Below are 23,145 nucleotides of genomic sequence, written 5' to 3'. Positions count from 1 at the left end.
GTTTGCAACGCGACTAAGAAAAGCGTTAAAACGCTCAAACATTTGCGCCCGGATTGCAAATCGGGGCGGGCTATCAACTACAAGCTTCGCTTACCTACGTTGAAACTTGTAGTACTGCTTCCTGCAACGCCATTGTTTGAAATCCCCTGAACAACAACTTTATAATTGCCAATCTGATCCGAAGTAAAGAACTGGATTTGTGCTTTGCCATTTTCATCCGTGGTTACATTCGGAGACCAGTGCATCAGATTTCTAAAATCCGGCATTCTTCCACTCATTGCAGCCTGATTATCATACTTTGGGGCATAAAACTCCCTTTCAGCCTGCACACCATCATAAGGAATAACAAGCACTTTCGGGTCCAGCTCAAAGCCTGCAAGATCATTCTTGTAAGTTGAGAAGCTAACAATTCCTGTAAACTGCAACATTCCTAAATAATAACGTGAGCTCATCAATTCCACTTTTTTGATTTTCAACGGATCAATTTCCATAAACTTATCAATGTTAAAAATCGGAATTCCATCCAGCAGAACCAATGGATCGGTTCTGTAAAAGGTATTGGGGATAACTTTGTCTATCATTCTGAAATGGAAACTTTTGTTTCTTCTCCGCACCATTACGCCCCGCACATATTCACGCAATACCTCTTCCATCGTTGGAAACCGGGTATAGTCGTCCAAAAAATACTTTTCATCGGGTAAGCCAAAAAACGCAAGCGAATCTGTAAGTACAGCCTTTTTTTCTACGAATGCCCTTGGTACAAATGAATTGCCCGTCTGCATATTAATACTCCGGGTGAGCAATTCCTTTTCACGTGTTTTATCAAAAAAGAATGGAGAAACACTTGTTTGTGAGAACTGTTTCGAAAACGGACTGGTCAGTTCGAATTTATAAGTTGAATCAATGAGATGGTTGGTCTGAAGGGTAATTTCCTTCGGACCGATGTAATGCTTTAATTCAAAAAGGATATTGCCGTTGTTATCACTCGAACTGGTATATAACTTAGCCGGAAAATCCAGAGGTGCCAGATACGCCCCAATTCCGGAAGCAGATTTGTTGTCACTCGTGTTTAATACTTTGCCAAAAACCAGATGGCCATCATATTCAGGCAAAAATTCATATTTGGGCACCGAAGCTCCGAACACATTTTCCCACTTAAATCTTCGCCAGCCGTGCGAGATCATCACGTTATCCAGGTCTTGATCGGTTTGGCTGCTCACATTCCTGAAATAGTAGGAAGGATCTTCAACTTGTCCCTGAAGATCGGAGGTAAGTAAAAAATAACTTGCAATGTCCTCCTGTGGAAGTCCCTTTATGCTATCTGATAAAAACACAGAGACTGATAGGTTACTCGCCTGGCCCGCCGACAGATCGAGTGTAACTTTTTCACGGGTTGTAAAATCTGCTTTACCAACTTTGGCATCAAGCGTAAGCATTTTTTCAGGACGCTTGAAATACAGCCTTTCACAAACCGGCTTCAACTTCTCATTCAGGATCGTTAGGTGGGAAATCCCCTCCCCCAGGTCTGCACGATTGATGTTGAACTCAGCTTTGTTCCCTTCAAAAACCAACTTGTCAGATAACGGATTAAGCTGTTTTGTATGAGCCAGGATATATGCATCGCCCGGCTCTTCAAAGCCCGCACGATTCACAGTCACTTTTACCTGTCCGGTGCCTGCGTCCGATACATGCATCACATATCCGCGCTGCATAACCTTTGGAAGTGCATAATTAAATTGCCTGCCACGCGAATCAGTAATTACCACACGAAGAGAATCGGTGCTTTCTGGCTTCAACATGAAATTTCCAATACCAAATCTGGATGGTTGAAAACGCACCAGCGTATCATTGCGCTGATCAATAACCACACCTCTGAAACTGATCCCCTTTCCATCCGGCGCTGTCGCACGAAAAGCCACCTTACTTTCCATATTTTTGACCAGATAACCTCCTTCCGGAAAAAACTGAACGTCATAACTCAATTCCCGCTCGGCATCCGGTGCGGGATCAAACCTAACAAACGGATTTACGATGGATATATCTGTTTCAAAATAGTACTCCGGACCGAAATTTTTCATCCAGCTTGTGTAACCCCTTACCTTGTAATTTCCACTTGCGATAGCCGAAGGTATGGACACAGAACCATTTCCTTTCCCCGCCGACAATGAGAATTTAGTCTGGATCACTGCATTGTTATCCTTATCCAACACTTCGAGATAGGCCACTTTGCTCATATCCAGAAAACGATTATGGGCGCCGTCCAGATTGTAGGCTTTGAACCATATCGTTTCACCGATCAGGTAAAATGATCGGTCAAGATGCACATACATCTTTTCCTGAAGAGCGGTATTGCCATACATATTAAATCGCTCCTTAATAGACCGGGCCATAGGGTCAGCCTGCCCATAAGTCAATATGGAGTTCAGTATGAGGTAAAATCCAAAAAATACAATCGCTGCGTATCTCATTGTTTTCATTACTGATATCTTAAAATTCCCAGAATGATGGTTTCACAGTGGTTCCTCCCTGTGCCCGGCAATCCGCACAACCGTATGATGTCCGGATGAGCGTGTCCTGATTTTTTCCATGATAATGCATCAAATAACCGGCAGGGCTGTTCATGTAATCGCCCACAGATACAGTATCCGGAGGATCGCACCTTGGAAACTGTCCCAGATAAGGTGTCATAAAAATTCGCTTTTTTTCTTCTTTCGACACACTAAAATAGCCGAACACCAATTCTTTCACATCTGCCACATTTTTGATATTCCCTGTCACCTGCGAAGGCTGAGGGTCAAAAAGGCTTCCTGTTCCCTGTGTAGTTTTGGCCAGATTTGTCCAGTATTCAAACTCTTCCTGGCTCAGTCCGTACTGCTTCACAAGTATGCTGTATTTTATGTAAAGTTTATTGGTATTAACCGCCACCACATTTATCGGAAGATCTTTGATGATGTCGGATGTGAGCTTAATGGTCGATCCCAGAATGATGGTATTGGATTTTTTTGTAGCCCAGCACAAATTGATGTCTTCGTTCCTGTAATCGATTTGTTTTGTTTCAGGATTATAAACCAGTGAGGAAATGTAGGCAGAACGATACTGATAGGTCTCCTCAAATTTCCATCGATAAAATTGTGTTTTATTGGTTTGATCATGGGTATTTACCTGTATCACCATGGCATCCCGACCAGCGTCATAGCGGTAGTTGATACTGTCAATTGGCGGAGTAAGGCTTACTTTTACGTATTCTGACAAATATTCCTGACCATTAGTCCTTTTGATGCGAAGGCGGTATTTGTCCGCAGGCGAAATGTTAATGGGTAAAAGCCTGTACCGCCCACTACCGTACTCCGCAAAGGTATATATGGAGCCACCTTCCGATTCCACAGTCAACCGGGCACCGCTTTCAACCGAGTATGTTGCATTGTCGTTGGTATTCTGGCTATGCCTCAATTCTATCCAGCTTGTATCATTACTTGCATTCAGAAAACCGTCGACTACCAAATACCGATCAGGTGAATTTATTTCCGGTGGTGAGAACGGTTCAATACAACTGTTCAGAACGAGCACCAGAATTATAAAACTTAATTTCAATAAATGATCTCTCATAAAAACTGCTGCTTAAAATCTGAAATTATAGGTAATGGTTGGAATCGGCTGCCCAAAAATAGAAAGCTGATAACCATTCACCTGTCCGTCTTTTGTTTGGAAATAAACCGACGAAGGATTTTTTCTACCTAGTAAATTGTAAACTGACAAAGTCCAGGAGCTATGCGCCAGCTTTTTGACCTTATGATTTCCTTCTATATTCATTGCAAAATCGGCACGGTAATAATCCGGTATCCTGAATTGGTTCCTGTCTGCGTAGTAAACTCTTTGAGCACCATCAATGTAGTATTTTCCAATTGGCGGTGTATATGGTCGACCAGTGCTGTAAGTAAAGTTGAGCGACACGCTGAAACGGTGCGATAACCGGTAGTTGGTGATCATCGTAAAATCGTGCGGCTTGTCGTAGTTGCTCGGGTAGTAATTGCCGTCGTTGGGCGCATCCGCAGATTCCCGATCCACAGCTCTTAGCAACGTTCTTGCATAGGTATAGCTGATCCAGCCATTGAGTTTTCCAGTCATTTTCTTCATCATAAACTCAATCCCATAGGCCTTTGCATTGGTATTCAGCACGGCTGCTTCAATGTCATGATTCATAATCAGCGAATCGCCGCCTTTGTAATCCAGGAAGTTTTTGATGTTTTTGTAATAACCTTCCAGCGATACCTCTATTTTATTGCCTCTAAAATTGCGGTAGAGTCCCAGCGATACCTGATCACCAATTTGTGGTTTGACATACCGGTCGCTTAGCTTCCATATGTCTGTAGGCGACACCGACATGGTGTTCGTAAGCAGGTGAATGTACTGTCTGAGGGTATTGTAGCTAACTTTTAACGACAGGTTGTCAAGCACGCTGTATCGCATGGAGGCACGAAACTCAGGTCCTCCGTAGTTCTGTATCTTTTTATTTTTCCCAAAAGTTTCAGTCCCGTCCTGATATGGATAATCAATCGGGAAGCCGGGAACATATTTATTTATGGTTTTTGGCCCTAAATATTGAAAAAATGAGAAACGGATACCGCCTGTGAGGGAAAGCCTTGGGTTCACTTCAAATTTATCTTCTATATAAACCGCACTTTCTAAACCCTGCTCCTTTTCAAGCTCGTCGGGACGAATTAATGACTCAGAACCACGCGGCGTGAAAGTTCCGGGGCTCAACTTATAATAGATTGAACTTAGCCCGAAATCCAGCGTATGTCTCGGATCCAGTACATAACTAAAATCAGCTTTAAAGTTGCTTTGCTGGATATTGAATTTCAAATCAAATGAATTGAGCGGAAGTCCGGAAGCACCCATTGCATACTGGTATTTGCTGTGTGAAACCGTATACTCGCTATAAAATTTGGTATTAAAAGTGTGTTTCCATTTAAGTGCAGCAAGCTGGTTTTGATAGGTATATAGTGTGTCGCCGTATAATCTGAAACGGTCGTCGCTGGTGTACGCTGTCAGAAACAAACTATTTTTCTCGTTGATCTCGTGATTCACATGGAGATTCACATCATAAAACGAAGCAGAACTTTTATTGTATTCCGGATTGTCGAGTGCTCTGATCAGCCAGTTGGAGTATGTCGAACGTCCACCGAGCAGGAATGAGCTCTTGTCTTTCACAAGCGGACCTTCTACGGTCAACCTGCCCGTAAGCAAACCAATACCACCAGAAACCACATACTTTTTCTTGTTACCATCACGACTGTTGATGTCCAGAACCGACGCCAGCCTGCCTCCATACTTGGAAGGAATGGTACTTTTGTACAGCTCCACATCTCTGAGTACATCAGGATTAAATGCTGAGAAGAAACCAAAAAGGTGGGACGGATTGTAAATGACTGCATCGTTATACAGTATCAGGTTTTGATCTGTTGATCCACCCCGAACATTAAGACCGGTGCTGTTTTCACCCACTGACTTAATACCGGGAAGGGTCATGATCGTTCTCAATAGATCCGTTTCTCCAAAAACAGTTGGTACCTGTTTCAGGTTTTTAATATTAAGTTTAACCTGACCCATTTGCGTACTCACCACGTTTTTATCCATACCCGCTTTCACGGATACCTCTTTCAGGGCGATTACGCTTTCGCGCATTTCAATGTCCAGTTTTCCATTGGAATACAGGACGATCTGACGCTGGGTTTCACGCATTCCAAAACTTTTGATACGAACCACTTGCTTGCCTCTGGGTATTGTCAATGAATATAACCCCAGCGCATCCGTGGTAACACCAATTGAGGGAGAATCTATAAAAACAGCGGCTCCAATCACCGGTTCGCCTGTAATCGCATTCCTGACGTATCCCGTCATGGTTGAATTCCCTGGCGTAATCCTGTGTTTTTTTATACCAATGTCATGAACTTTGCTTTCTGCCGACGACAGCAGTTTTTCTTTCATGGCGTCATCCGGACCTTCGTAAGTAATGCCACTGCCATCGATTGCCGCATCGGGATTAAACAGTCCTGGTTGAAGCTGCGTAATAATCCGCTGACCCTGGGTAACAAAAATCCTTTTCTGATCATCAATGGCGTACTCAAACTCTGAGCCACGAAAAACCTGATCGAGCACTTCACGAACCGTAAGATCTGTTACGTTCAAATCGAGTGTGAGGGAATCAAACCTGGTGGCATCGTAGTAAAAATAATAACCGGTTTGCGATTCCACCTGCTTCACAAAGTCGTTGAAACGAGCGGAGTCGAGCCGCATCGTTATCTTTTTATCAGGTACCGTTTGTGCAACGGACTGATCAAAACTTAGTAAGCAACAAGAGAGAAAGGTGAATAGTAAAAGTCTTTTCATGGTTTGGCTAATGCGTCATAAGTTGCAACCATCCGGCCAATCGCTGTTGCCCGATCTGATCTATATAGAATTCCCGATTCCCGTAATGCTCTTCTCAACTCACCTTTTCGCTCGGGAAATAGCTTTAACACTGATTTTTTAGTCCTTACATTAAAATAATGATCGTTTTTCCTGATGTAATAAAAATCCTTCTGAGGAAACATCGTAATTACACTCTTATCTTTAATCTTTTCCTCCCGAAACTTCATCCTTCGTATCAACAGCTGCGAGGGACCGTCGTAAAAAACGTTATAGAAACCGGTACGCATCGAAGGCTCAATGCCTTTACCCGCCTCAAACCATCTGAATGGCTGACGGTTATTTGAAAAATACTGAACGCGTTCGGATGGAAGACTAATTGGCTCTCCGCCCATGTGACGTATCACAATTTCATCTTTCACAATGTCATAAAGCGTTTGCACACTATCGAACCGCTGGCCGTCGAATATGATTGATCCTTTATCCCATTTACGGCTTTCAAAAAACTGGTGTTCTTCCATCCTGCCATCGTATATGTAATAAACACGGCCGTTGAACAAATTCTGGGTATGCTGTGTGGCTTCCTTATACAACGACACAGGATATTGCGTCTCGGTTGGAATCGCAGAAAGCAGTTTATTTTGTGAAGGATACTCCGAACCTATTTGCCCGAAAGACAGGCAGGAATTCAGTATCAAAAAGAATGAAACAGAAGTAAAAATTCGCATGAACAGGCCGTTTGTATAATTGTTACGCTGCAACGTTGATTTTAGCGGCAAATAGTCATTAAAGCTAACAAAGATGTGAATCTAAGTTACTTACTATCAAAACTAAATATTTAATCAGAGATTATCGGTTACAACTTCCGAATCGCTAAATTAAAAAAATAGGTGATATCTGTCCATTCTTATTGAATGATGATAACTTTGACACTCCATTTATCACACATATACTTCCATTTTACCTTATAATTCTCTTTATGAAAATTCTTATTACAGGGGGAGCAGGGTTTGTCGGATCGGCACTGGCCATTTCTCTCAAACTAAATTACCCTGACTATCAGATATATGCGCTAGATAATTTAAAAAGACGGGGTTCAGAACTGAATTTATCCAGACTTAAAGAACATGGAGTAGAATTTGTGCATGGAGACATCCGTAACAAAGAAGATTTCGATAGCATTCCGGCTGTAGACGCGGTGATAGAAGCATCGGCAGAGCCTTCTGTTTTGGCAGGATTGGACGGCACTCCCGACTACCTGATCAATACCAACCTTGTTGGAACGGTAAACTGTCTCAACTATGCCTTGAAGCACAAAGCTGATTTTATCTTCCTGTCAACAAGCCGGGTGTATCCGATCAAAACTATTGAAAATCTGAACTTTGTAGAAGAAGAAACACGCTTTGCACTGTCGGACGACCAGCCGGTTCCGGGTGTATCTTCGAAAGGAATTGCGGAAGATTTCCCACTTACAGGAGCACGCTCGCTCTACGGAACAACCAAACTTGCTTCTGAACTCATCATTCAGGAATACAACGAATTTTACAATTTGCGCACGGTAATCAATCGTTGCGGCGTAATCACCGGGCCATGGCAAATGGGTAAGGTCGATCAGGGTGTGATGGTCCTTTGGATTGCAAAACACTATTTTGAACAGCAACTTGGCTACTTCGGCTACGGTGGCACCGGAAAACAAATACGTGATATGCTGCACGTTGCAGACCTTTACCGTTTGATCGACTGGCAGCTGCACAATCTGGATAAAGTAAATGGTGAAGTTCTTAATGCAGGCGGCGGACTGGAAAGCAGTGCTTCATTGCAGGAACTTACTAAAATTTGCCAGGAAGTGACCGGCAAGACAATTCCAATTAAAGTCGTTCCTGAAAACAGGACTGCCGATATCCGTCTATACGTTACCGATAATTCGAAAGTTACGGCTCTTACAGGCTGGAAACCTCAGATTGGTATCAAGCAGATCGTGGAAGAAATCACGGCCTGGCTTGCGGAAAATGAAAAGGACCTTGCTCCGATTTTGAAGTAGGAGAAATTACCGACTGGCACGAATCACAGCCAGTCGGTGTTTACTCCCTCTGCGGCAGTGCAAATCATCAAACTACCGGATCATGAAAATCATCGAATGTCCCCGCGATGCCTGGCAAGGCCATCATCCTTTTATACCAACAGAAACAAAAGCTGATTATATCAATCAGTTGCTTCGCGTTGGATTTGACACCATCGATTTCGGCAGTTTTGTTTCACCAAAGGCAATGCCGCAGGTGAGCGACACAGCTGCATTGATCAAACAGTTGAAAGTCTCTTCGGGTGGAACCAAACTACTGTCCATCGTCGCCAATGAACGTGGAGCAGAAGAAGCTGCAAACTTTGATGAAACAACCTATCTCGGTTTTCCTTTTTCAATTTCGGAAACATTTCAGTTAAGAAACACCAATGCGACTATTGCCGACTCATTGATAAAGGTGGAGCGAATGGCTGAACTGTGTTCTCAAAAAAGCAAAGAGCTGGTTATCTACATTTCAATGGGATTCGGCAATCCTTATGGCGACGTTTGGAACCCGGAGATTGTGATGCAATGGATTGAAAAACTGAGCCAGTTGGAAATAAAAATATTCTCGTTGTCTGATACAGTCGGCGTTGCCAAAACCGAAGACATCCAATCTCTGTTCTCAACCGTCATTCCACAATGGCCGGATCTTGAATTTGGTGCACACTTTCATACGCTACCACATCTTTGGCACGAAAAAATTGATGCTGCTTACCGCTCAGGCTGCCGCCGGTTTGACGGTGCTTTACTCGGATACGGAGGTTGCCCAATGGCACAGGATGATCTGGTTGGCAATATGCCAACCGAGCAACTGGTAGAATATGGAAAAGAGGTAAAAGAGCTTTCTAATCTGGATTTGCAGGCGTTAGCGGTTGCCAAAGCTATGTTCTCTGAACTTATCACATAAGAAGCTGTCGGCAATTAGCTGTTAGCGACTAGCAATTTAATATATTGTATTTCAGTTAATTACAAAGTGATATTATCCAAAACAATTTGCACAGTTACTTAATATCAAGTCAAAAGCCCCTGTAAACTTTGTACTGTTAACTCAATTTCCCTCACTCCTTCCTTCTTCTTTCCTTTCCCAAAACACATATCCCAACGAAAAATGGTGCGACCAGCCCAGCTGTGAATTGGAATGAACCGCATAGTCGATATAGAATTTCTTTGCTTTAAATCCTGCTCCAAAATGATTGGTTAATGGCCGCGATGCAACTCCGGTCCTTAGATACAGCTTCTTCCAAATTTGGTATTCCAAACCTGCTTTTATTGAAAAGGGTAAATATGTATTTTTCTCTATTTCGGCCGACAAATGAATATTGGTCTGTGGTTTGTACAGAAATCCTGCTCTCAACGCCGTCGGCACTCTGTTGCCATAATCTCCTGAATAAGACGATTGCGTCATGTTAAAAACATGTGCTCCGAAAAAGAGCCGGGAAGAAAACTGAACAATTCCGCCAAATTCGAAGACCAGCGCTTTGCGACTGAAAGCAAGTGATGGTGCATTCACGGCGTTTTGAAGGTAATTTACTTTAACTCCCAAACTTACCCTGCCTATCCGATGACCCGCTCCAATACCAATGGCCGATTCGTTGTAAAGTTTATCTCCAAACCTTTGTACCGTTACACCAGTACCGAGATCGGCAGAAAGAGGTAATATTGCACCAAAAGAATAGGTTCCTATACCGTCAAAACCGTAGTGAGAATCGAAAGAAGAGAAAATTCCACCTTCCCGAATTCCGCCCAACCCGGCAATGTTATTGAAACCTGAAGTTAAGTCGGCTCTGGCTACGGTAGCATTGCCTATGCCCCAGGATCGGGCTCCGACTGGAAATGGAAAAATTTGTGCACAGACTTTCACCGAAGGTGTACACAGGAACAGAAGTAAGAAGATGAAGTTTTTCTGTTGAGATAAATATCCAGATCGCTCTTTCATATTTACAGCAACAGTTAAAAAAACGGCCGTCGATCGACGGCCGCAAAATCATAATTTCTAATTAAACTTTCTTTTTACAATATTTAAAAGGGCGGTTACGGCCTCTCCGTTTACATCCCATGCATATTTGGAAGCATATCGGTGCCAGATCAAATTCTGGGCTTCCTCAAAGCTTTTAACGGTATCCAGTTCATAAATCGCCTTTTCAAAATGCTCGCTATTCTTGCTAAAAAGCTGATTTACAAACATAAAACGCTGCCCTAATGGTATAGAAGTGGCGATACTTTCTACTCTTACCGGAATAGTGCCGTATGATTTATCATCAGAAACCTTTGGGATATCGACCTTAAAACTACTGTTAAGCGACTCTTTCTCGGTGGAATTGGTTTTAGCTACAATTTCCGACAACACAGCTACCCCGGGTTCCAGCCTTGGTGCCACCGCAGCAGGCGTTTCGGGCTTCACAGTTTCAAGATCACCGAACGCAGAATCAAAAAAAGACTTTGCTTCACCAGGCTTTGGCGACACAGGTACACTTTTCTGTTCATCCTTAATGATCAATTCGGAAAGATTTATCGGAAATACTTCTGCAAACTGAGCCAGATAAGGCTCTTTATCGTCCAGCAATTCCTCATCATTTTTAATCTCATACACCCAGCTGATCGCCTGCGTCTGGTATGCTGAATCCGAGCCGCTATCCACCAGTTTCTGGAACAAAGCTTCGCCCATTTTTCTATGGATCTGCGTATATTTCACGAGCTGCTCCGCCTTTGCCTGTGTAAATTCAGAGTCAGGCGTTTCTCTTATTTTTGCTTCCAGATAAACCTCCGGAGAGAAAAGCAATTTCAATGCATCCTTCACAGAATCTAGCAGCATGGGTTCAAGATCCGCACGTTTCACGGCTATGTAGCGCGAAGCAGTGTTCATAAAACCTTCCAAAGCTTGCTTTACTTCCTCATTTTCAAAGTCGAAATAAGGGCTGCGGAAAGATTCAGCATTACTTTTCCATTGTTCAAAAAGACGGTTTAATATACCCAGATTAACCTGGCGTACCGGGGTGAGTTTCAGTATTTCAGAACCTGTAACTATATCTTGGGACCGGTAAACATCATTCAAAACAGTTGTTGAGAACCGGGCCGCATATTGGTTGAGTGCAATTGAATTCAAACTATTCGGCATACGAATAAGATCTTTTTTAACGAAAGTGTTTAATAAAAATGTGTTTGCTTTGTAAAGATATTAAAATTAGCTGTTACGGCAGACCACTGCCTATTCAATTATACCATATTAGATGTTCATCGAACCATTAAACAGGAAAGCAAACCAAACTCCGCGTATCGGCTGGCTGGAAGTGATCTGCGGATCTATGTTCTCCGGAAAAACAGAGGAACTGATCAGAAGACTCAACCGTGCCAAGATCGCGAAGCAGAAAACGCAAATTTTTAAACCTGCTTTGGATCAACGTTACCATCATGAGAACATTGTTTCTCACAACGATAATTATATCCTCTCCACACCGGTAGACCACTCCTCTAAAATCCTTGAACTGGCAGGAGATTGTGAAGTGGTGGGTATAGATGAAGCTCAGTTTTTCGATGAAAATATTGTAGAAGTGATCAATAGTCTGGCCAATTCCGGAAAACGCGTGATTGTTGCCGGACTGGATATGGACTATCTTGGAAAGCCTTTCGCCTGCATGCCAAACCTGATGGCTATGGCGGAATTCGTAACCAAAGTACATGCAATATGTATGGTTTGCGGTGAGGTCGCCTCGCATTCATACCGGCTTGCCGCTTCGAAAGAAAGGGTATTGGTGGGTGAAACCGATTCGTATGAAGCGCGTTGCAGAAGATGTTTTAACCTGGGAGATCAGGTTTCAGCAAGGGAATGAAACTTTATGATGATAAAAGCTACACAGAGTTAGGATCGGTATAAAGAAGAGAGCCGCAGAGGAATTCGTATAGAACATTCCTTTGCGGCTCTCTGATCTTGGTAGCGATGTGCTACCTGTTATCCCTTCAACTCTTCTTTCAGGAAATAACCTGTGAAACTTCCTTTCACTTTTGATACCTTTTCAGGAGTACCTTCAGCGATAATGCGACCGCCGAGCGCACCACCTTCCGGACCGACATCGATGACATGATCTGCCACTTTAATTACATCCAGATTGTGTTCTATAATTAAAACCGTATTCCCTTTTTCTACCAGTTTGTTCAATACATTCAGCAAATGTCTGATGTCCTGAAAGTGAAGTCCCGTTGTTGGTTCATCCAGAATATATAACGTCTTGCCGGTGTCTCTTTTGGAAAGTTCTTCCGAAAGTTTCACCCGTTGCGCCTCACCTCCCGACAATGTGGTTGCGTGCTGTCCAAGGGTAATGTAGCCCAAACCAACATCATTGAGTGTCTGTACTTTTCTTAAAATTCTTGGCAAATGTTCAAAGAATTCCAACGCCGTTTCCACCGTCATATCCAGGATATCAGCAACGGATTTACCCTTAAAACGCACTTCCAGCGTCTCACGGTTAAAGCGTTTCCCTTTGCAGGTTTCGCAGTTCACGTGTACGTCCGGCAAAAAGTCCATTTCAATTTTCTTCATGCCCGCACCTTCGCAATCCTCACATCTTCCGCCTTTGACGTTAAATGAAAAGCGGCCCGGTTTATAACCGCGGATTTTTGCTTCGGGCAACTCGGCAAACAAGGTCCGGATATCCGAAAACAAGTTGGTATATGTTGCTGGATTTGAACGTGGTGTACGCCCAATCGGCGACTGATCCACTTCAATTACTTTATCTATATGCTCCAAACCTTCAATGCTTTTATACGGCAACGGTTCGCGTCTGGATCTATAAAAATGATGATTCAACAGTGGAAAAAGCGTTTCGTGAATGAGCGATGACTTACCGCTTCCACTCACCCCCGTTACGCAAATCATGGTTCCCAACGGAAAAGTCATGTTTACGTTTTTGAGATTATGACCTGTACAGCCTTTCAAAGAAATAGAATTACCATTCCCTTTTCTGCGTTTTTTGGGAACAACAATAGCTTCACGACCGCTCAGATATTCGGCAGTGAGCGATCCGTTTTTGAGAAACTCCTCTGGTGTTCCGGCTCCGACAACGTTACCTCCATGACGCCCGGCACCCGGTCCAATGTCCAGAATATAATCCGAAGCGAGCATCATATCTTTATCATGCTCCACTACCAATACTGTATTTCCCAGATCACGTAAATTTTTAAGGGAATTGATCAGGCGGACGTTGTCTCTTTGGTGCAGCCCGATACTCGGCTCATCCATGATGTAGAGCACGCCTGTCAGCTGTGTTCCGATTTGTGTTGCAAGACGGATACGCTGCGCTTCTCCACCAGAAAGTGTCCTCAGAGCACGGTTGAGCGTCAAATAATCCAGCCCTACGTCAAGCAAGAAACCAACTCTTTTTCTGATCTCTTTCAGCACTTCGTGACCAATAACCTTTTGTCTGTCTTCCAGTCTGTCTTCCAATCCTACCAGCCAGTCGGCCAGTTCACGTATATCCACGTTGGATAATTCGGCAATGTCTTTTTTATCAATTCTAAAATGCAGCGATTCTTTTCTGAGACGCTTTCCTTCGCATTCCGGACAGGTCTGAATCACCATAAAATCCTTCAACCAATCCTGAATTTTGTCGTTGCCTGTTTCCTGCTGGCGTTTCAAAAAATTCACAATTCCGTCAAACTTGGTTTCCCATTCCGTTCCGGGGTATTTCTTGGAAGGAACCGGTATCGCATCTTCGCTTCCGTAGAGAACCATTTTCAGGGCTTCTTCCGGAAACTTTTCAATTGGCGTAGCAAGCGTGACCTTGAATGGTTTGAGCAATACTTCCAATTGTTTGAAAATCCAGGCTTCACGGTACTCTCCCATCGGAGCAATACCGCCCTTGCTGATGCTCAAAGATTTATCAGGAATAATCGATTCCAAAGTGATTTCTTCGACCACACCCAAACCTTGGCAGGTGGGGCACCAGCCATAAGGTGAGTTAAATGAAAAAGCATTCGGAGCAGGATCGTCGTAGCTTATTCCCGATTCAGGATCCATCAGGTTTTGAGAAAAATAATAGGTTTCCCCTTTTTCATCCAAAACCATCAGGGCACCTTTTCCTTGCTTGATAGCCGTTGCAACCGACTGGCTCAGGCGATATCGCGACTGCGGATCCTGGGCTTCCGTTTTAGGAACAACACGGTCAATTACAATTTCAATGTCATGAACTTTGTAACGGTCCAGCTGCATTTTGGGAACAATATCCTGTACCTCACCGTCGATTCGAACCTTCGTATATCCCATACGGGCAATTTGCACAAACAACTCCCGATAATGTCCCTTTCTACCTTTTACAGCAGGAGCCAGCAATATCGTTTTCTGTCCCAAAAACTGCGTCATCAACTGATTAACAATCTGATCCTGCGATTGCTTTACCATACGCCGACCAGTTACATAAGAATATGCTTCACCCGCTCGTGCGTACAACAGACGAAGAAAATCGTATATCTCAGTAACCGTTCCGACCGTTGAGCGGGGATTCCTTGAAGTTGTTTTTTGTTCAATACTGATCACCGGCGATAATCCGCTGATCTTATCCACATCCGGCCGTTCCATTTCGCCAATAAAGCCGCGTGCATAGGCAGAAAAGCTCTCCATATAACGCCGCTGGCCTTCTGCATAAATGGTATCAAAAGCCAGCGAAGACTTCCCGCTACCGCTGATTCCTGTTACCACCACCAGCTTGTTACGCGGAATATTGACATCTATGTTCTTCAAATTATGCTCACGGGCACCTTGTACTTCTATCAGATCCTGCCCTGCGAGTTTAATATCATTCGTTTGTTCCAAATCCATCCAATCGGTTGTTGAACCTCTTTCAATATGAGGTTAATAGAATAACCACAAATGTAATTCTTGAGTTGCAAAAATCTTTGAAGGAATTCTATATCCCAATTGAATTTTAAAACTGGTACAAAAACAAGATAAATGGTATTCATGCAAACGTTTGCTAAGTAGGACATTAACGAGAAATGGTTACTTATGTAACCATTTATATATTTATATTATTTCTTATTATTTTCATATAACATATTATATATCCGAAATTTTGCCATTATTTTGACTTTAAATAACTCAATTTTAACTCTCAACTCCCCTTGTATGAAAGAAAATTTACGAATCTTGTTCTATTCTGCCATGCTTTTACTACTGACAATTACCAGTAGTAACCTGGCTTTTGCACAAAGTAAAAAAGTCAGTGGAAAGGTATCCTCTGCCATTGATGGTGCAGGTATACCCGGCGTAAACGTGCAACTAAAAGGCACCAACACAGGAACTGTAACCGACGCGGATGGTCAGTATTCCATCGAAAGCAGCGGTGCCAATGCAACACTTGTTTATTCTTCAATCGGATATATCAAACAGGAAATTACTGTTGGCAATAAATCTGTGATTGACGTGAGCCTTGCGGATGACGTTAAAGCGCTGACCGAGGTGGTTGTTACCGGATATGCTTCTCAGCGCAAGCAGGACATCACCGGAGCTGTAACGGTAATCAGTGCAAAAGAACTTACCGCAGTTCCTGCGGCCAGTGTTACTCAAATGCTTCAGGGACGTGCCGCCGGTGTAACTGTGGGAAATGATAACTCTCCGGGAGGAGGTACCATGGTACGTGTGAGGGGATTTGGATCTATCAATAACAACAGTCCTTTGTACGTGGTTGACGGTGTGCCTACACAAGGAACACTGAACCAGATCAACCCCGCCGACATTGAATCCATGCAAGTACTAAAAGACGCATCTGCCGCTTCTATTTATGGTGCTCGGGCTGCGAATGGTGTTGTAATCATCACAACCAAAAAAGGGAAACCAGGCGCACCCAGCATTACTTTCGATTTTTACACAGGTACACAACGTCCCGGCAAAATGCTGGATTTACTAAACACAAAAGAGCTAGGAGAATATCTTTATCAATCTGATTTAGGAGCAGGCAAAAATCCATCAGTTACTTCGCCCTCTGCTCAATACAAATTTGATGACAAAGGGAATCAGACCATTGCAGATTACATTTATCCAAACGTGTTTGGAGAACTTCCAGCGAATTACACCTATACCAACGACATCGCAGATCCAAACCTTGGAAAAACAGCTTTTAACACAACAAAAGCAAACAAGGAAGGTACCGACTGGCAGGATGTAATTTTTGACCCGGCGCCCATTTCAAGCTACCAAATAGGTGCTTCCGGAGGATCTAATACCGCGAAATATGCCATTTCTGCCAACTATTTCAAGCAAGATGGTATTTTGAGATACACGAACTACAAGCGTTATTCCATCCGTGCCAACACTGAATTTACCAAAGGAAAAGTAACTGTTGGTGAGAACCTTACATTCTCGTACGATGAGAGACAAGGAATCACAAACAACGATGAGAGTAACCCGATCATGTTTGCTATCCGTGTGCATCCGATCATTCCGGTTTTTGATGTTACTGGTGGTCCTAAAGAACTAGGTGGTGAAAACCTATCTGACTTCAATGGATTTGCAGGAAGTCGAGGAAGTAACCTTGGTAACGCTCCCAATCCATTAGCCAGGCTGTATCGTGAAAAGGATAACATCACAAAAGGAACACACCTTTTTGGTAATGCCTATGTGAACATTGACATCTTACCCGGATTAACAGGACGGTCTAGCTTTGGCTTGGAATACAATCAGACGAACCGTTCAGAGTATTTCCACAGAGACATTGAAGCTGCTGAGGCAAGAAACGCAAACAGCTTGAACGTGATCAATAATCTGGATCGCTCTTTCACATGGTTCAACACTTTAAACTACGCTAAAATCTTTGGAGGAACTCACAATTTCAATTTCCTTATCGGAACAGAAGCTGTTAAAACTTACGAAGCGGCATTTCAGGCAAGCAGAAGTGGTTTTGCATTTGATGATATTGACTATCGTTATCTGGATGCAGGTTCGGCGGCTGGTTTGGCCAACGCTGGTGCAGGAGCAATCAGGACTGCTTTGTTCTCTCAATTTGGTAAAATTAACTACGGTTACAAGGATCTGCTCTTAGCTGACTTCACCCTTCGTCGCGATGGTTCATCTCGTTTCTCTGAAGCAAACCGTTACGGTATTTTCCCTGCATTTTCTGTGGGTATGCGTATCTCTGAACTAAATTTCATGAAACCAACCAAAAGAGTATTGGACGACCTGAAATTACGTTTTGGATGGGGTAAAACAGGAAATCAGCTGATTCCAAACGTATATAACGCCTATACACTTTATGCAGCTGATCCTTTAAATAACGGATACGACGCCAATGGTACCGGAACTTCGATTGTTGGCGGGTTTGACCTTGTTCAGTTTGGTAATGCCAATGGTAAATGGGAAACGAATACTTCCACAAACATCGGTATTGACGCTGTTTTGTTAAAGAGTAAGCTTGAAGTTGTACTTGATTTGTACAGCCGTAAAACTACTGATATGCTTACGCAAATTGCGATGCCTCGTACAGCAGGTACCGGTACAATTCCCTACACCAACATCGGAGAGGTTACAAACAAGGGTTTTGATATCGGTGTAAACTACCGTGACAGAAAAGGTGATTTCTACTATGCAGTGGGTGTAAATTTTGGTCATTATAAAAACAATGTTGAAAAGTTGAACAATGACCCGAACTCAACCATTTTTGGATTTGCTACCCGCCTTCCGGCAATGTCGGCAAGTAAAAAAGACTACCCTATTGCGAGTTACTATGGTTACTTTGTGGATGGTGTAATTAAAGATGCGGCGGAAGCAGCAGCGGCTCCAAAGTTTGGATCATATACCCGTGAAGGTGTATTCAAATTCAGAGACATGAACGGAGATGGAATTATCACCGCTGCTGACAGAACGATTATCGGAAGCCCGCATCCAGACTTTAACTATGGTGTGAATATCAATGTAGGATACAAGGCATTTGACCTGGCATTGTTCGGGCAAGGTGTATATGGAAATGAGATATTCAACTACACCAGATACTGGACAGATTTCAACGTGTTCCAGGGTAACAGGTCCAAAGACATGTTGTATAACTCCTGGAAACAACCGGGTGATGACGCAAAACTCCCAAGACTGAACTCCGGTGATGCTACCAGCCAGCAGGTATCTTCTTACTTCCTCGAAGATGGTTCTTATTTCCGTGTCAAAAATGTTCAGCTGACTTACACGATTCCGCCGACACTTTTGAAGAAGATCAAAATCGCTTCCGCGCAGGTGTACATTCAAGGCCAGAACATGTTCACGTTTACCAAATACACAGGTCTTGATCCGGATATCAACCTGAGAAGATCTGGTAACAACAACGAAGATAAACACCTAGGTGTTGATGAAGGTGCATATCCTGTTTCAAAATCCTACCTTGTTGGTGTACGTTTTGGTTTCTAATTTCTCTGACAATAACGAAATTTCATAAATACAATGAAAAAAATAGCTATCATCCTACTGCTGACCGGACTGAGTTTTTCCTGCTCCGACAGCTTTTTTGATCTGAAACCGCAAGGGCGGGCTTCGGTCGAACAATTAAGTAATAAAAATGGTGTAAATGCCCTGTTGATTGGTGCCTATTCTCTTGTGGATGGCGTTGGATCGGGCAATACAGGCCGCCAGTCAACGGTTTCCAACTACGTTTTCGGCGGAATTGCCAGCGATGATGCAGTGAAAGGAACCGATGCAGGTGACCAGCCAGAGCAATCGTTTATTGAGCAATACAACTGGCTATCGGACAACACTTATTTTCTTGGAAAATGGTGGCATCAATATGATGGTGTTGCAAGATGTAACGAAGTGATTCAGATTGCAAACAGCAATTTGATTAAGGATATGACCAAAGAGGAAATCCTTCAGGTTACAGCCGAGGCTCGTTTTCTGAGAGGTTTCTTCCATTTTGAAGCAAAGAAAATGTGGAATAAGATTCCTTACATTGACGAAGTTATTTACAAATCGTCTGATCCGAATTCTACCAAAATACCTAATACAGAAGACATCTGGGGCAAAATTGAAGCTGACTTCGATTTCGCAGCTAAAACTTTACCAGGTGTACAGTCTCAAAAGGGAAGAGCTACGCAATGGGCTGCAAAATCTTTTCTTGCCAAAACATATTTGTTCCAGAAAAAATGGCCACAAGCAAAAACGTTGCTTGACGATGTGTTGACAAACTCTGGTAAAAAACTGGTTGCTAACTATCATGACAACTACCGTACTACCGGAAATAACAATACTGAATCAATTTTTGAAGTACAGTTTTCGGTAAATGATGGTACAAACGGAAACAATGGTAATGCGGGAGATAACCTGAACTGGCCGTATTCTGCCGGAGCTCCGGGACGTGGTTGCTGCGGATTTTACCAGGCTTCACACAATCTTGTAAATGCTTTTAAAACTGAAAATGGTCTGCCGATGATTGGCAATGCCGCAGACGGTACGGCAGATACTTACAACAAAGTGGATCTTCCTAATGACCAGGGAATACCGGCAGCGACCGCATTTACTTTGGACAAAACCATTCCGGTAGATCCTCGCCTTGACTGGACTGTTGGTCGTCGTGGTGTTAACTTTTTGGATTGGGGTCCAATGCCAGGTGCTACCTGGATCCGTGATCAGGCTTATGCAGGACCATTCACAGGCAAAAAATGGATGTATTATGTTGGTGAAGAAAACAGTACAACCCACTCAACCAGCAGACGTAACGTGAACAACAACTTCCGTATGATCAAGCTTTCGCACGTTATATTGTGGTTGGCAGAATGCGAAACGGAACTTGGAAACCTTGCTGTTGCAGAAAGCCTTGTGAACCAGATTCGCAATCGTGCAAAAACAGGTTCGGTACAAGACGCATCAGTTAAGTACGTGGTAGAACCGTATCCCGCAGGAACCTTTGCAACCAAGGGTGCGGATTTTGCAAGAAATGCCGTTCGTATGGAGCAACGTCTTGAATTTGCGATGGAAGGTCACCGTTTCTTCGATCTTGTTCGTTGGGGAATTGCTGAAAAAGTTCTGAACAAATATGCGGCCGAAGAAGCGGTTGCCGGAAAAGAGCCATCAGGACGTACATTCAGTAAGAGAGGTTATATGGCAGGAAAGACATTCACTGCTAAAAATAGCTATTACCCAATACCTCAGGACGAAATCCTGAACAGCCAATTGGATGGAAAACCAACCTTAACACAGAATCCAGGATATTAACAACGCACCCCTATAATTAGTAAACAGAAAAACCGGTCATTGGGCCGGTTTTCTGTTTTACGAACTTTATAATTTTATCTCTGTTTATTTCTTCGAAGGATCATTCCTTGTAATGGCAATGCTTTCAATGGTGTATTTACTATCCTGTCCACTGCCTTCACCCAACTGAAAACTGATGGACGGGTTGGCCGGATTGTGAAAATCCAGCGGATTGGATGCCATCATTGGCTCATTTGTAACCTGAATAGCTTCCCTCCCGGGTGACATAATCAATAAATTATATTTGGATTGGGAAATATTAACTGTGAATATAACCGAATGAACTGCTCCGGGAGGAATATTGCCAATTACACGAGCCGTAATCCAGTCACCACTTATCAGGCTCACTGAACCCGATGCGGAAATTCTCATTCTGGCAATGGGAGTCCCGGCACCATCCGTTAGGTCTGTCAGTATATCTCCTCCATAAACTGTGCTGTATTTCGCACTATAAATGTACCAGATTGTCTGAGCAAAATTGGTCGAGATTCCTCTGAAAGATAACCAGGTACGATGTCCCGATAAACTTCCTGTATTCACATAAGAATACTCCAAACCTTTTGTTCCGGAAGTGTTCCACTCACGAATTTTCAGACCGGGAGCCAGTGCTTCATTAAAATCAACTCTGTCACCAGATGGATCACCCGGAAGATCATGTGCAGGTGTAGATCCAATTGACATTGTATTGAAGTTTGTTTTTAATATGCTTGTGGTTCTACAGGAAAATGCAAACAAACTCACCAGAATAATGATTGAAAATTGGCAGAAGGATTTCATAAAAATGTATGTTTTAGTGTAAAACAAAACTATTCTATGTCTGTCTGATTTTTTAGAGTACATCTACCTCATTTATGTGAGTACTACTACCTGAATTTCAATTGTTTGTCACCCTGAATACATAAAAAAGCCAAAGCTGTCATGAATCGATCAGCTTTGGCTTTTGGTATTTTTTACGGGATGGATTATTTTCTGTAGTCCAGGGCTGGTTTACGATCCCCTACCATGGCTTCGTATTTAAAATTTTCTCCTCTCGCTTTAAGAAAATCGGCTTGTGCGGTTTTGATAAGTGCGGGATCTTTGAACAAATCAATTGCGGTAAGTGCCAGTGTTTTGGCGGCAACCATCATACCCTTCGGACCGATTGTCATACCACCTGCTGCTACTGCCTGCCAGCTGTGTGCAGGTGTGCCCGGAACCCAGGTTGCGGCGGCAAGTCCTACGGTTGGCACTGCCCAGCTCACATCTCCCACGTCCGTAGATCCGCCCATACTTTCCAGTTTTGTAGAAAACTGTGCTACTTTTTCTGCTTCCGAATACAACGGACTTGTTTTGCCCGGTGCAGTGAGCGACGGGATCAGTTTTTCTGCAAATGCGATCTCTTCCGGAGAGTATTTCACCCCTCCTACCATTTCCAGATTTTTGTACATGGCTTTTGCAAGAGACTCAATAGGTAAAATATCATAAGCCCCGCCGGTAACTTCCAGTTCAACCTTTGTTCCCGTCCCCAATGCAGCACCTTCTGCCGCTTTGTTAATTCTGCTCCATACATCGCGTACGATTTCTCTGCTTGGATGTCTCGCATAATAATACACTTCCGCAAAAGCCGGAACGACATTTGGTGCTTCACCACCTCTGGTAATCACATAATGTATTCTTGTTTCCTGAGGTACGTGCTCGCGCATCATGTTCACCATGTTGTTCATTGCCTCCACACCATCCAAAGCAGAACGCCCGCGTTCGGGAGCACCAGCTGCATGTGCGGCAATACCTGTGAACCTGAATTTTCCCGAAACATTGGCTAGCGAACTCGATGGATTGGCTCCGTTGCGATCAGCAGGATGCCAGTGTAGCACAACGTCAGAATCTTTAAAAACACCTTCTCTTACCATGTACACTTTCCCCGAACCACCCTCTTCGGCAGGGCATCCCATGAGTTTGATCGTACCGGTTTTGCCACCTTTTTTAAGCCAGTCTTTCACCGCAATAGCTGCTGCTGACGAACCGGCACCAAACAAATGATGACCACAAGCATGGCCAGCCTTTTGTCCTTCTATCACTTTCCGTTCCGAAACCGTCTCTTGCGCCATACCGGGAAGTGCATCAAATTCGGCAAGGATACTGATCACAGGTTTACCGCTTCCATAGGTTGCCACAAATGCAGTCGGGATGCCCGCCACACCTTTTTCAACGGCAAATCCTTCCTTTTTCAATTCTTCCTGAAGAATCTCCGAGCTTTTATATTCCTGATAACCCACTTCCGCCAAATCCCATATCTTTTTGGAGATTTCGGCATAATGCTCCTTTTTCTTATCCAGTGTTTCGATCACTTCTTTTTGTTCAGCAACTGTTTTTTTGTCTTGTGCAAAAGTGGAAAAGACAACCAGGTGAAGTAATGCAAGAAAAGTTAGTTTGACTTTTTTCATAAATAGTGACAATAGGAAATGATAATTTGCAACAACTC

General features: G+C 43.3%; 14 protein-coding genes. 5 read left to right on the top strand and 9 right to left on the bottom strand.

Annotated elements, in window-relative coordinates; translation table 11 throughout:
* Positions 1-77 precede the first annotated feature (77 nt).
* Genes LZG71_RS12070 through LZG71_RS12055 form a run of 4 tightly spaced genes read right to left on the bottom strand, consistent with a single transcriptional unit; the run spans position 78 to position 7,136 of the window.
* Entirely contained in the window at positions 78-2,477 is a 2,400-nt protein-coding gene (locus LZG71_RS12070) for a hypothetical protein (protein ID WP_233820737.1), read from the bottom strand.
* A 10-nt stretch (positions 2,478-2,487) separates the two neighbouring features.
* Positions 2,488-3,606 (bottom strand): DUF4249 domain-containing protein, encoded by a 1,119-nt coding sequence (locus LZG71_RS12065; RefSeq protein ID WP_233820735.1) that lies wholly within the window; start codon positions 3,604-3,606, stop codon positions 2,488-2,490.
* Positions 3,607-3,618: 12 nt separating this feature from the next.
* Positions 3,619-6,390: a carboxypeptidase-like regulatory domain-containing protein gene (locus LZG71_RS12060; RefSeq protein WP_233820733.1), complete on the bottom strand. Its 2,772-nt coding sequence runs from the start codon at positions 6,388-6,390 to the stop codon at positions 3,619-3,621.
* Entirely contained in the window at positions 6,387-7,136 is a 750-nt protein-coding gene (locus LZG71_RS12055) for a hypothetical protein (RefSeq protein WP_233820731.1), read from the bottom strand. Before LZG71_RS12055 ends, LZG71_RS12060 begins: the two co-directional genes overlap by 4 nt.
* 251 nt (positions 7,137-7,387) lie before the next feature.
* Here LZG71_RS12055 and LZG71_RS12050 point away from each other — a divergent pair, with 251 nt between their 5' ends.
* Positions 7,388-8,449: an NAD-dependent epimerase/dehydratase family protein gene (locus tag LZG71_RS12050; RefSeq protein ID WP_233820729.1), complete on the top strand. Its 1,062-nt coding sequence runs from the start codon at positions 7,388-7,390 to the stop codon at positions 8,447-8,449.
* Between the two features lie 82 nt (positions 8,450-8,531).
* Positions 8,532-9,377, top strand: coding sequence for a hydroxymethylglutaryl-CoA lyase (locus LZG71_RS12045; protein WP_233820727.1), 846 nt, complete (start codon positions 8,532-8,534; stop codon positions 9,375-9,377).
* Positions 9,378-9,518: 141 nt separating this feature from the next.
* Here LZG71_RS12045 and LZG71_RS12040 read toward each other — a convergent pair whose 3' ends face one another.
* Both LZG71_RS12040 and LZG71_RS12035 read right to left on the bottom strand, forming a co-directional pair.
* Positions 9,519-10,406: a hypothetical protein gene (locus tag LZG71_RS12040; protein WP_233820725.1), complete on the bottom strand. Its 888-nt coding sequence runs from the start codon at positions 10,404-10,406 to the stop codon at positions 9,519-9,521.
* A 57-nt stretch (positions 10,407-10,463) separates the two neighbouring features.
* Positions 10,464-11,585, bottom strand: a complete 1,122-nt coding sequence (locus LZG71_RS12035) for a hypothetical protein (RefSeq protein WP_233820723.1) — start codon at positions 11,583-11,585, stop codon at positions 10,464-10,466.
* Positions 11,586-11,697: 112 nt separating this feature from the next.
* Between LZG71_RS12035 and LZG71_RS12030 the strand changes: the two genes are divergently transcribed.
* Positions 11,698-12,297: a thymidine kinase gene (locus LZG71_RS12030; protein ID WP_233820721.1), complete on the top strand. Its 600-nt coding sequence runs from the start codon at positions 11,698-11,700 to the stop codon at positions 12,295-12,297.
* Between the two features lie 119 nt (positions 12,298-12,416).
* Here LZG71_RS12030 and uvrA read toward each other — a convergent pair whose 3' ends face one another.
* A complete protein-coding gene (gene uvrA / locus LZG71_RS12025) occupies positions 12,417-15,278 on the bottom strand; it encodes an excinuclease ABC subunit UvrA (protein ID WP_233820719.1) in 2,862 nt (953 codons plus the stop codon).
* Positions 15,279-15,584: 306 nt separating this feature from the next.
* Here uvrA and LZG71_RS12020 point away from each other — a divergent pair, with 306 nt between their 5' ends.
* Both LZG71_RS12020 and LZG71_RS12015 read left to right on the top strand, forming a co-directional pair.
* On the top strand, positions 15,585-18,848 hold the full coding sequence (locus LZG71_RS12020) for a TonB-dependent receptor (RefSeq protein ID WP_233820717.1): 3,264 nt from the start codon (positions 15,585-15,587) through the stop codon (positions 18,846-18,848).
* A gap of 33 nt (positions 18,849-18,881) precedes the next feature.
* A complete protein-coding gene (locus tag LZG71_RS12015; protein ID WP_233820715.1) occupies positions 18,882-20,645 on the top strand; it encodes a RagB/SusD family nutrient uptake outer membrane protein in 1,764 nt (587 codons plus the stop codon).
* Between the two features lie 84 nt (positions 20,646-20,729).
* On the opposite strand, the gene LZG71_RS12010 is transcribed toward LZG71_RS12015, so the two are convergent.
* Both LZG71_RS12010 and LZG71_RS12005 read right to left on the bottom strand, forming a co-directional pair.
* Positions 20,730-21,365 carry a hypothetical protein gene (locus LZG71_RS12010; protein ID WP_233820714.1) on the bottom strand — a complete coding sequence of 212 codons (636 nt, stop codon included), beginning with the start codon at positions 21,363-21,365 and terminating at the stop codon, positions 20,730-20,732.
* 281 nt (positions 21,366-21,646) lie between these two features.
* On the bottom strand, positions 21,647-23,107 hold the full coding sequence (locus LZG71_RS12005) for an amidohydrolase (protein WP_233820713.1): 1,461 nt from the start codon (positions 23,105-23,107) through the stop codon (positions 21,647-21,649).
* Between the last annotated feature and the right edge of the window lie 38 nt (positions 23,108-23,145).

The sequence above is a fragment of the Dyadobacter sp. CY312 genome (assembly GCF_021390535.1).
Classification (GTDB): Bacteria; Bacteroidota; Bacteroidia; order Cytophagales; family Spirosomataceae; genus Dyadobacter.
Note: the sequence above shows the minus strand (reverse complement) of the source record. Positions and strands in the feature narration are given on the sequence as shown.

Bases quoted from the DNA above. Each gene is read 5' to 3' on its own strand.
- LZG71_RS12030 (WP_233820721.1), top strand. From the start codon at position 11,698: ATGTTCATCGAACCATTAAACAGGAAAGCAAACCAAACTCCGCGTATC.
- uvrA (WP_233820719.1), bottom strand. From the start codon at position 15,278: ATGGATTTGGAACAAACGAATGATATTAAACTCGCAGGGCAGGATCTG.
- LZG71_RS12060 (WP_233820733.1), bottom strand. From the start codon at position 6,390: ATGAAAAGACTTTTACTATTCACCTTTCTCTCTTGTTGCTTACTAAGT.
- LZG71_RS12005 (WP_233820713.1), bottom strand. From the start codon at position 23,107: ATGAAAAAAGTCAAACTAACTTTTCTTGCATTACTTCACCTGGTTGTC.
- LZG71_RS12065 (WP_233820735.1), bottom strand. From the start codon at position 3,606: ATGAGAGATCATTTATTGAAATTAAGTTTTATAATTCTGGTGCTCGTT.
- LZG71_RS12020 (WP_233820717.1), top strand. From the start codon at position 15,585: ATGAAAGAAAATTTACGAATCTTGTTCTATTCTGCCATGCTTTTACTA.
- LZG71_RS12050 (WP_233820729.1), top strand. From the start codon at position 7,388: ATGAAAATTCTTATTACAGGGGGAGCAGGGTTTGTCGGATCGGCACTG.
- LZG71_RS12010 (WP_233820714.1), bottom strand. From the start codon at position 21,365: ATGTCAATTGGATCTACACCTGCACATGATCTTCCGGGTGATCCATCT.
- LZG71_RS12015 (WP_233820715.1), top strand. From the start codon at position 18,882: ATGAAAAAAATAGCTATCATCCTACTGCTGACCGGACTGAGTTTTTCC.
- LZG71_RS12040 (WP_233820725.1), bottom strand. From the start codon at position 10,406: ATGAAAGAGCGATCTGGATATTTATCTCAACAGAAAAACTTCATCTTC.
- LZG71_RS12035 (WP_233820723.1), bottom strand. From the start codon at position 11,585: ATGCCGAATAGTTTGAATTCAATTGCACTCAACCAATATGCGGCCCGG.
- LZG71_RS12045 (WP_233820727.1), top strand. From the start codon at position 8,532: ATGAAAATCATCGAATGTCCCCGCGATGCCTGGCAAGGCCATCATCCT.
- LZG71_RS12070 (WP_233820737.1), bottom strand. From the start codon at position 2,477: ATGAAAACAATGAGATACGCAGCGATTGTATTTTTTGGATTTTACCTC.
- LZG71_RS12055 (WP_233820731.1), bottom strand. From the start codon at position 7,136: ATGCGAATTTTTACTTCTGTTTCATTCTTTTTGATACTGAATTCCTGC.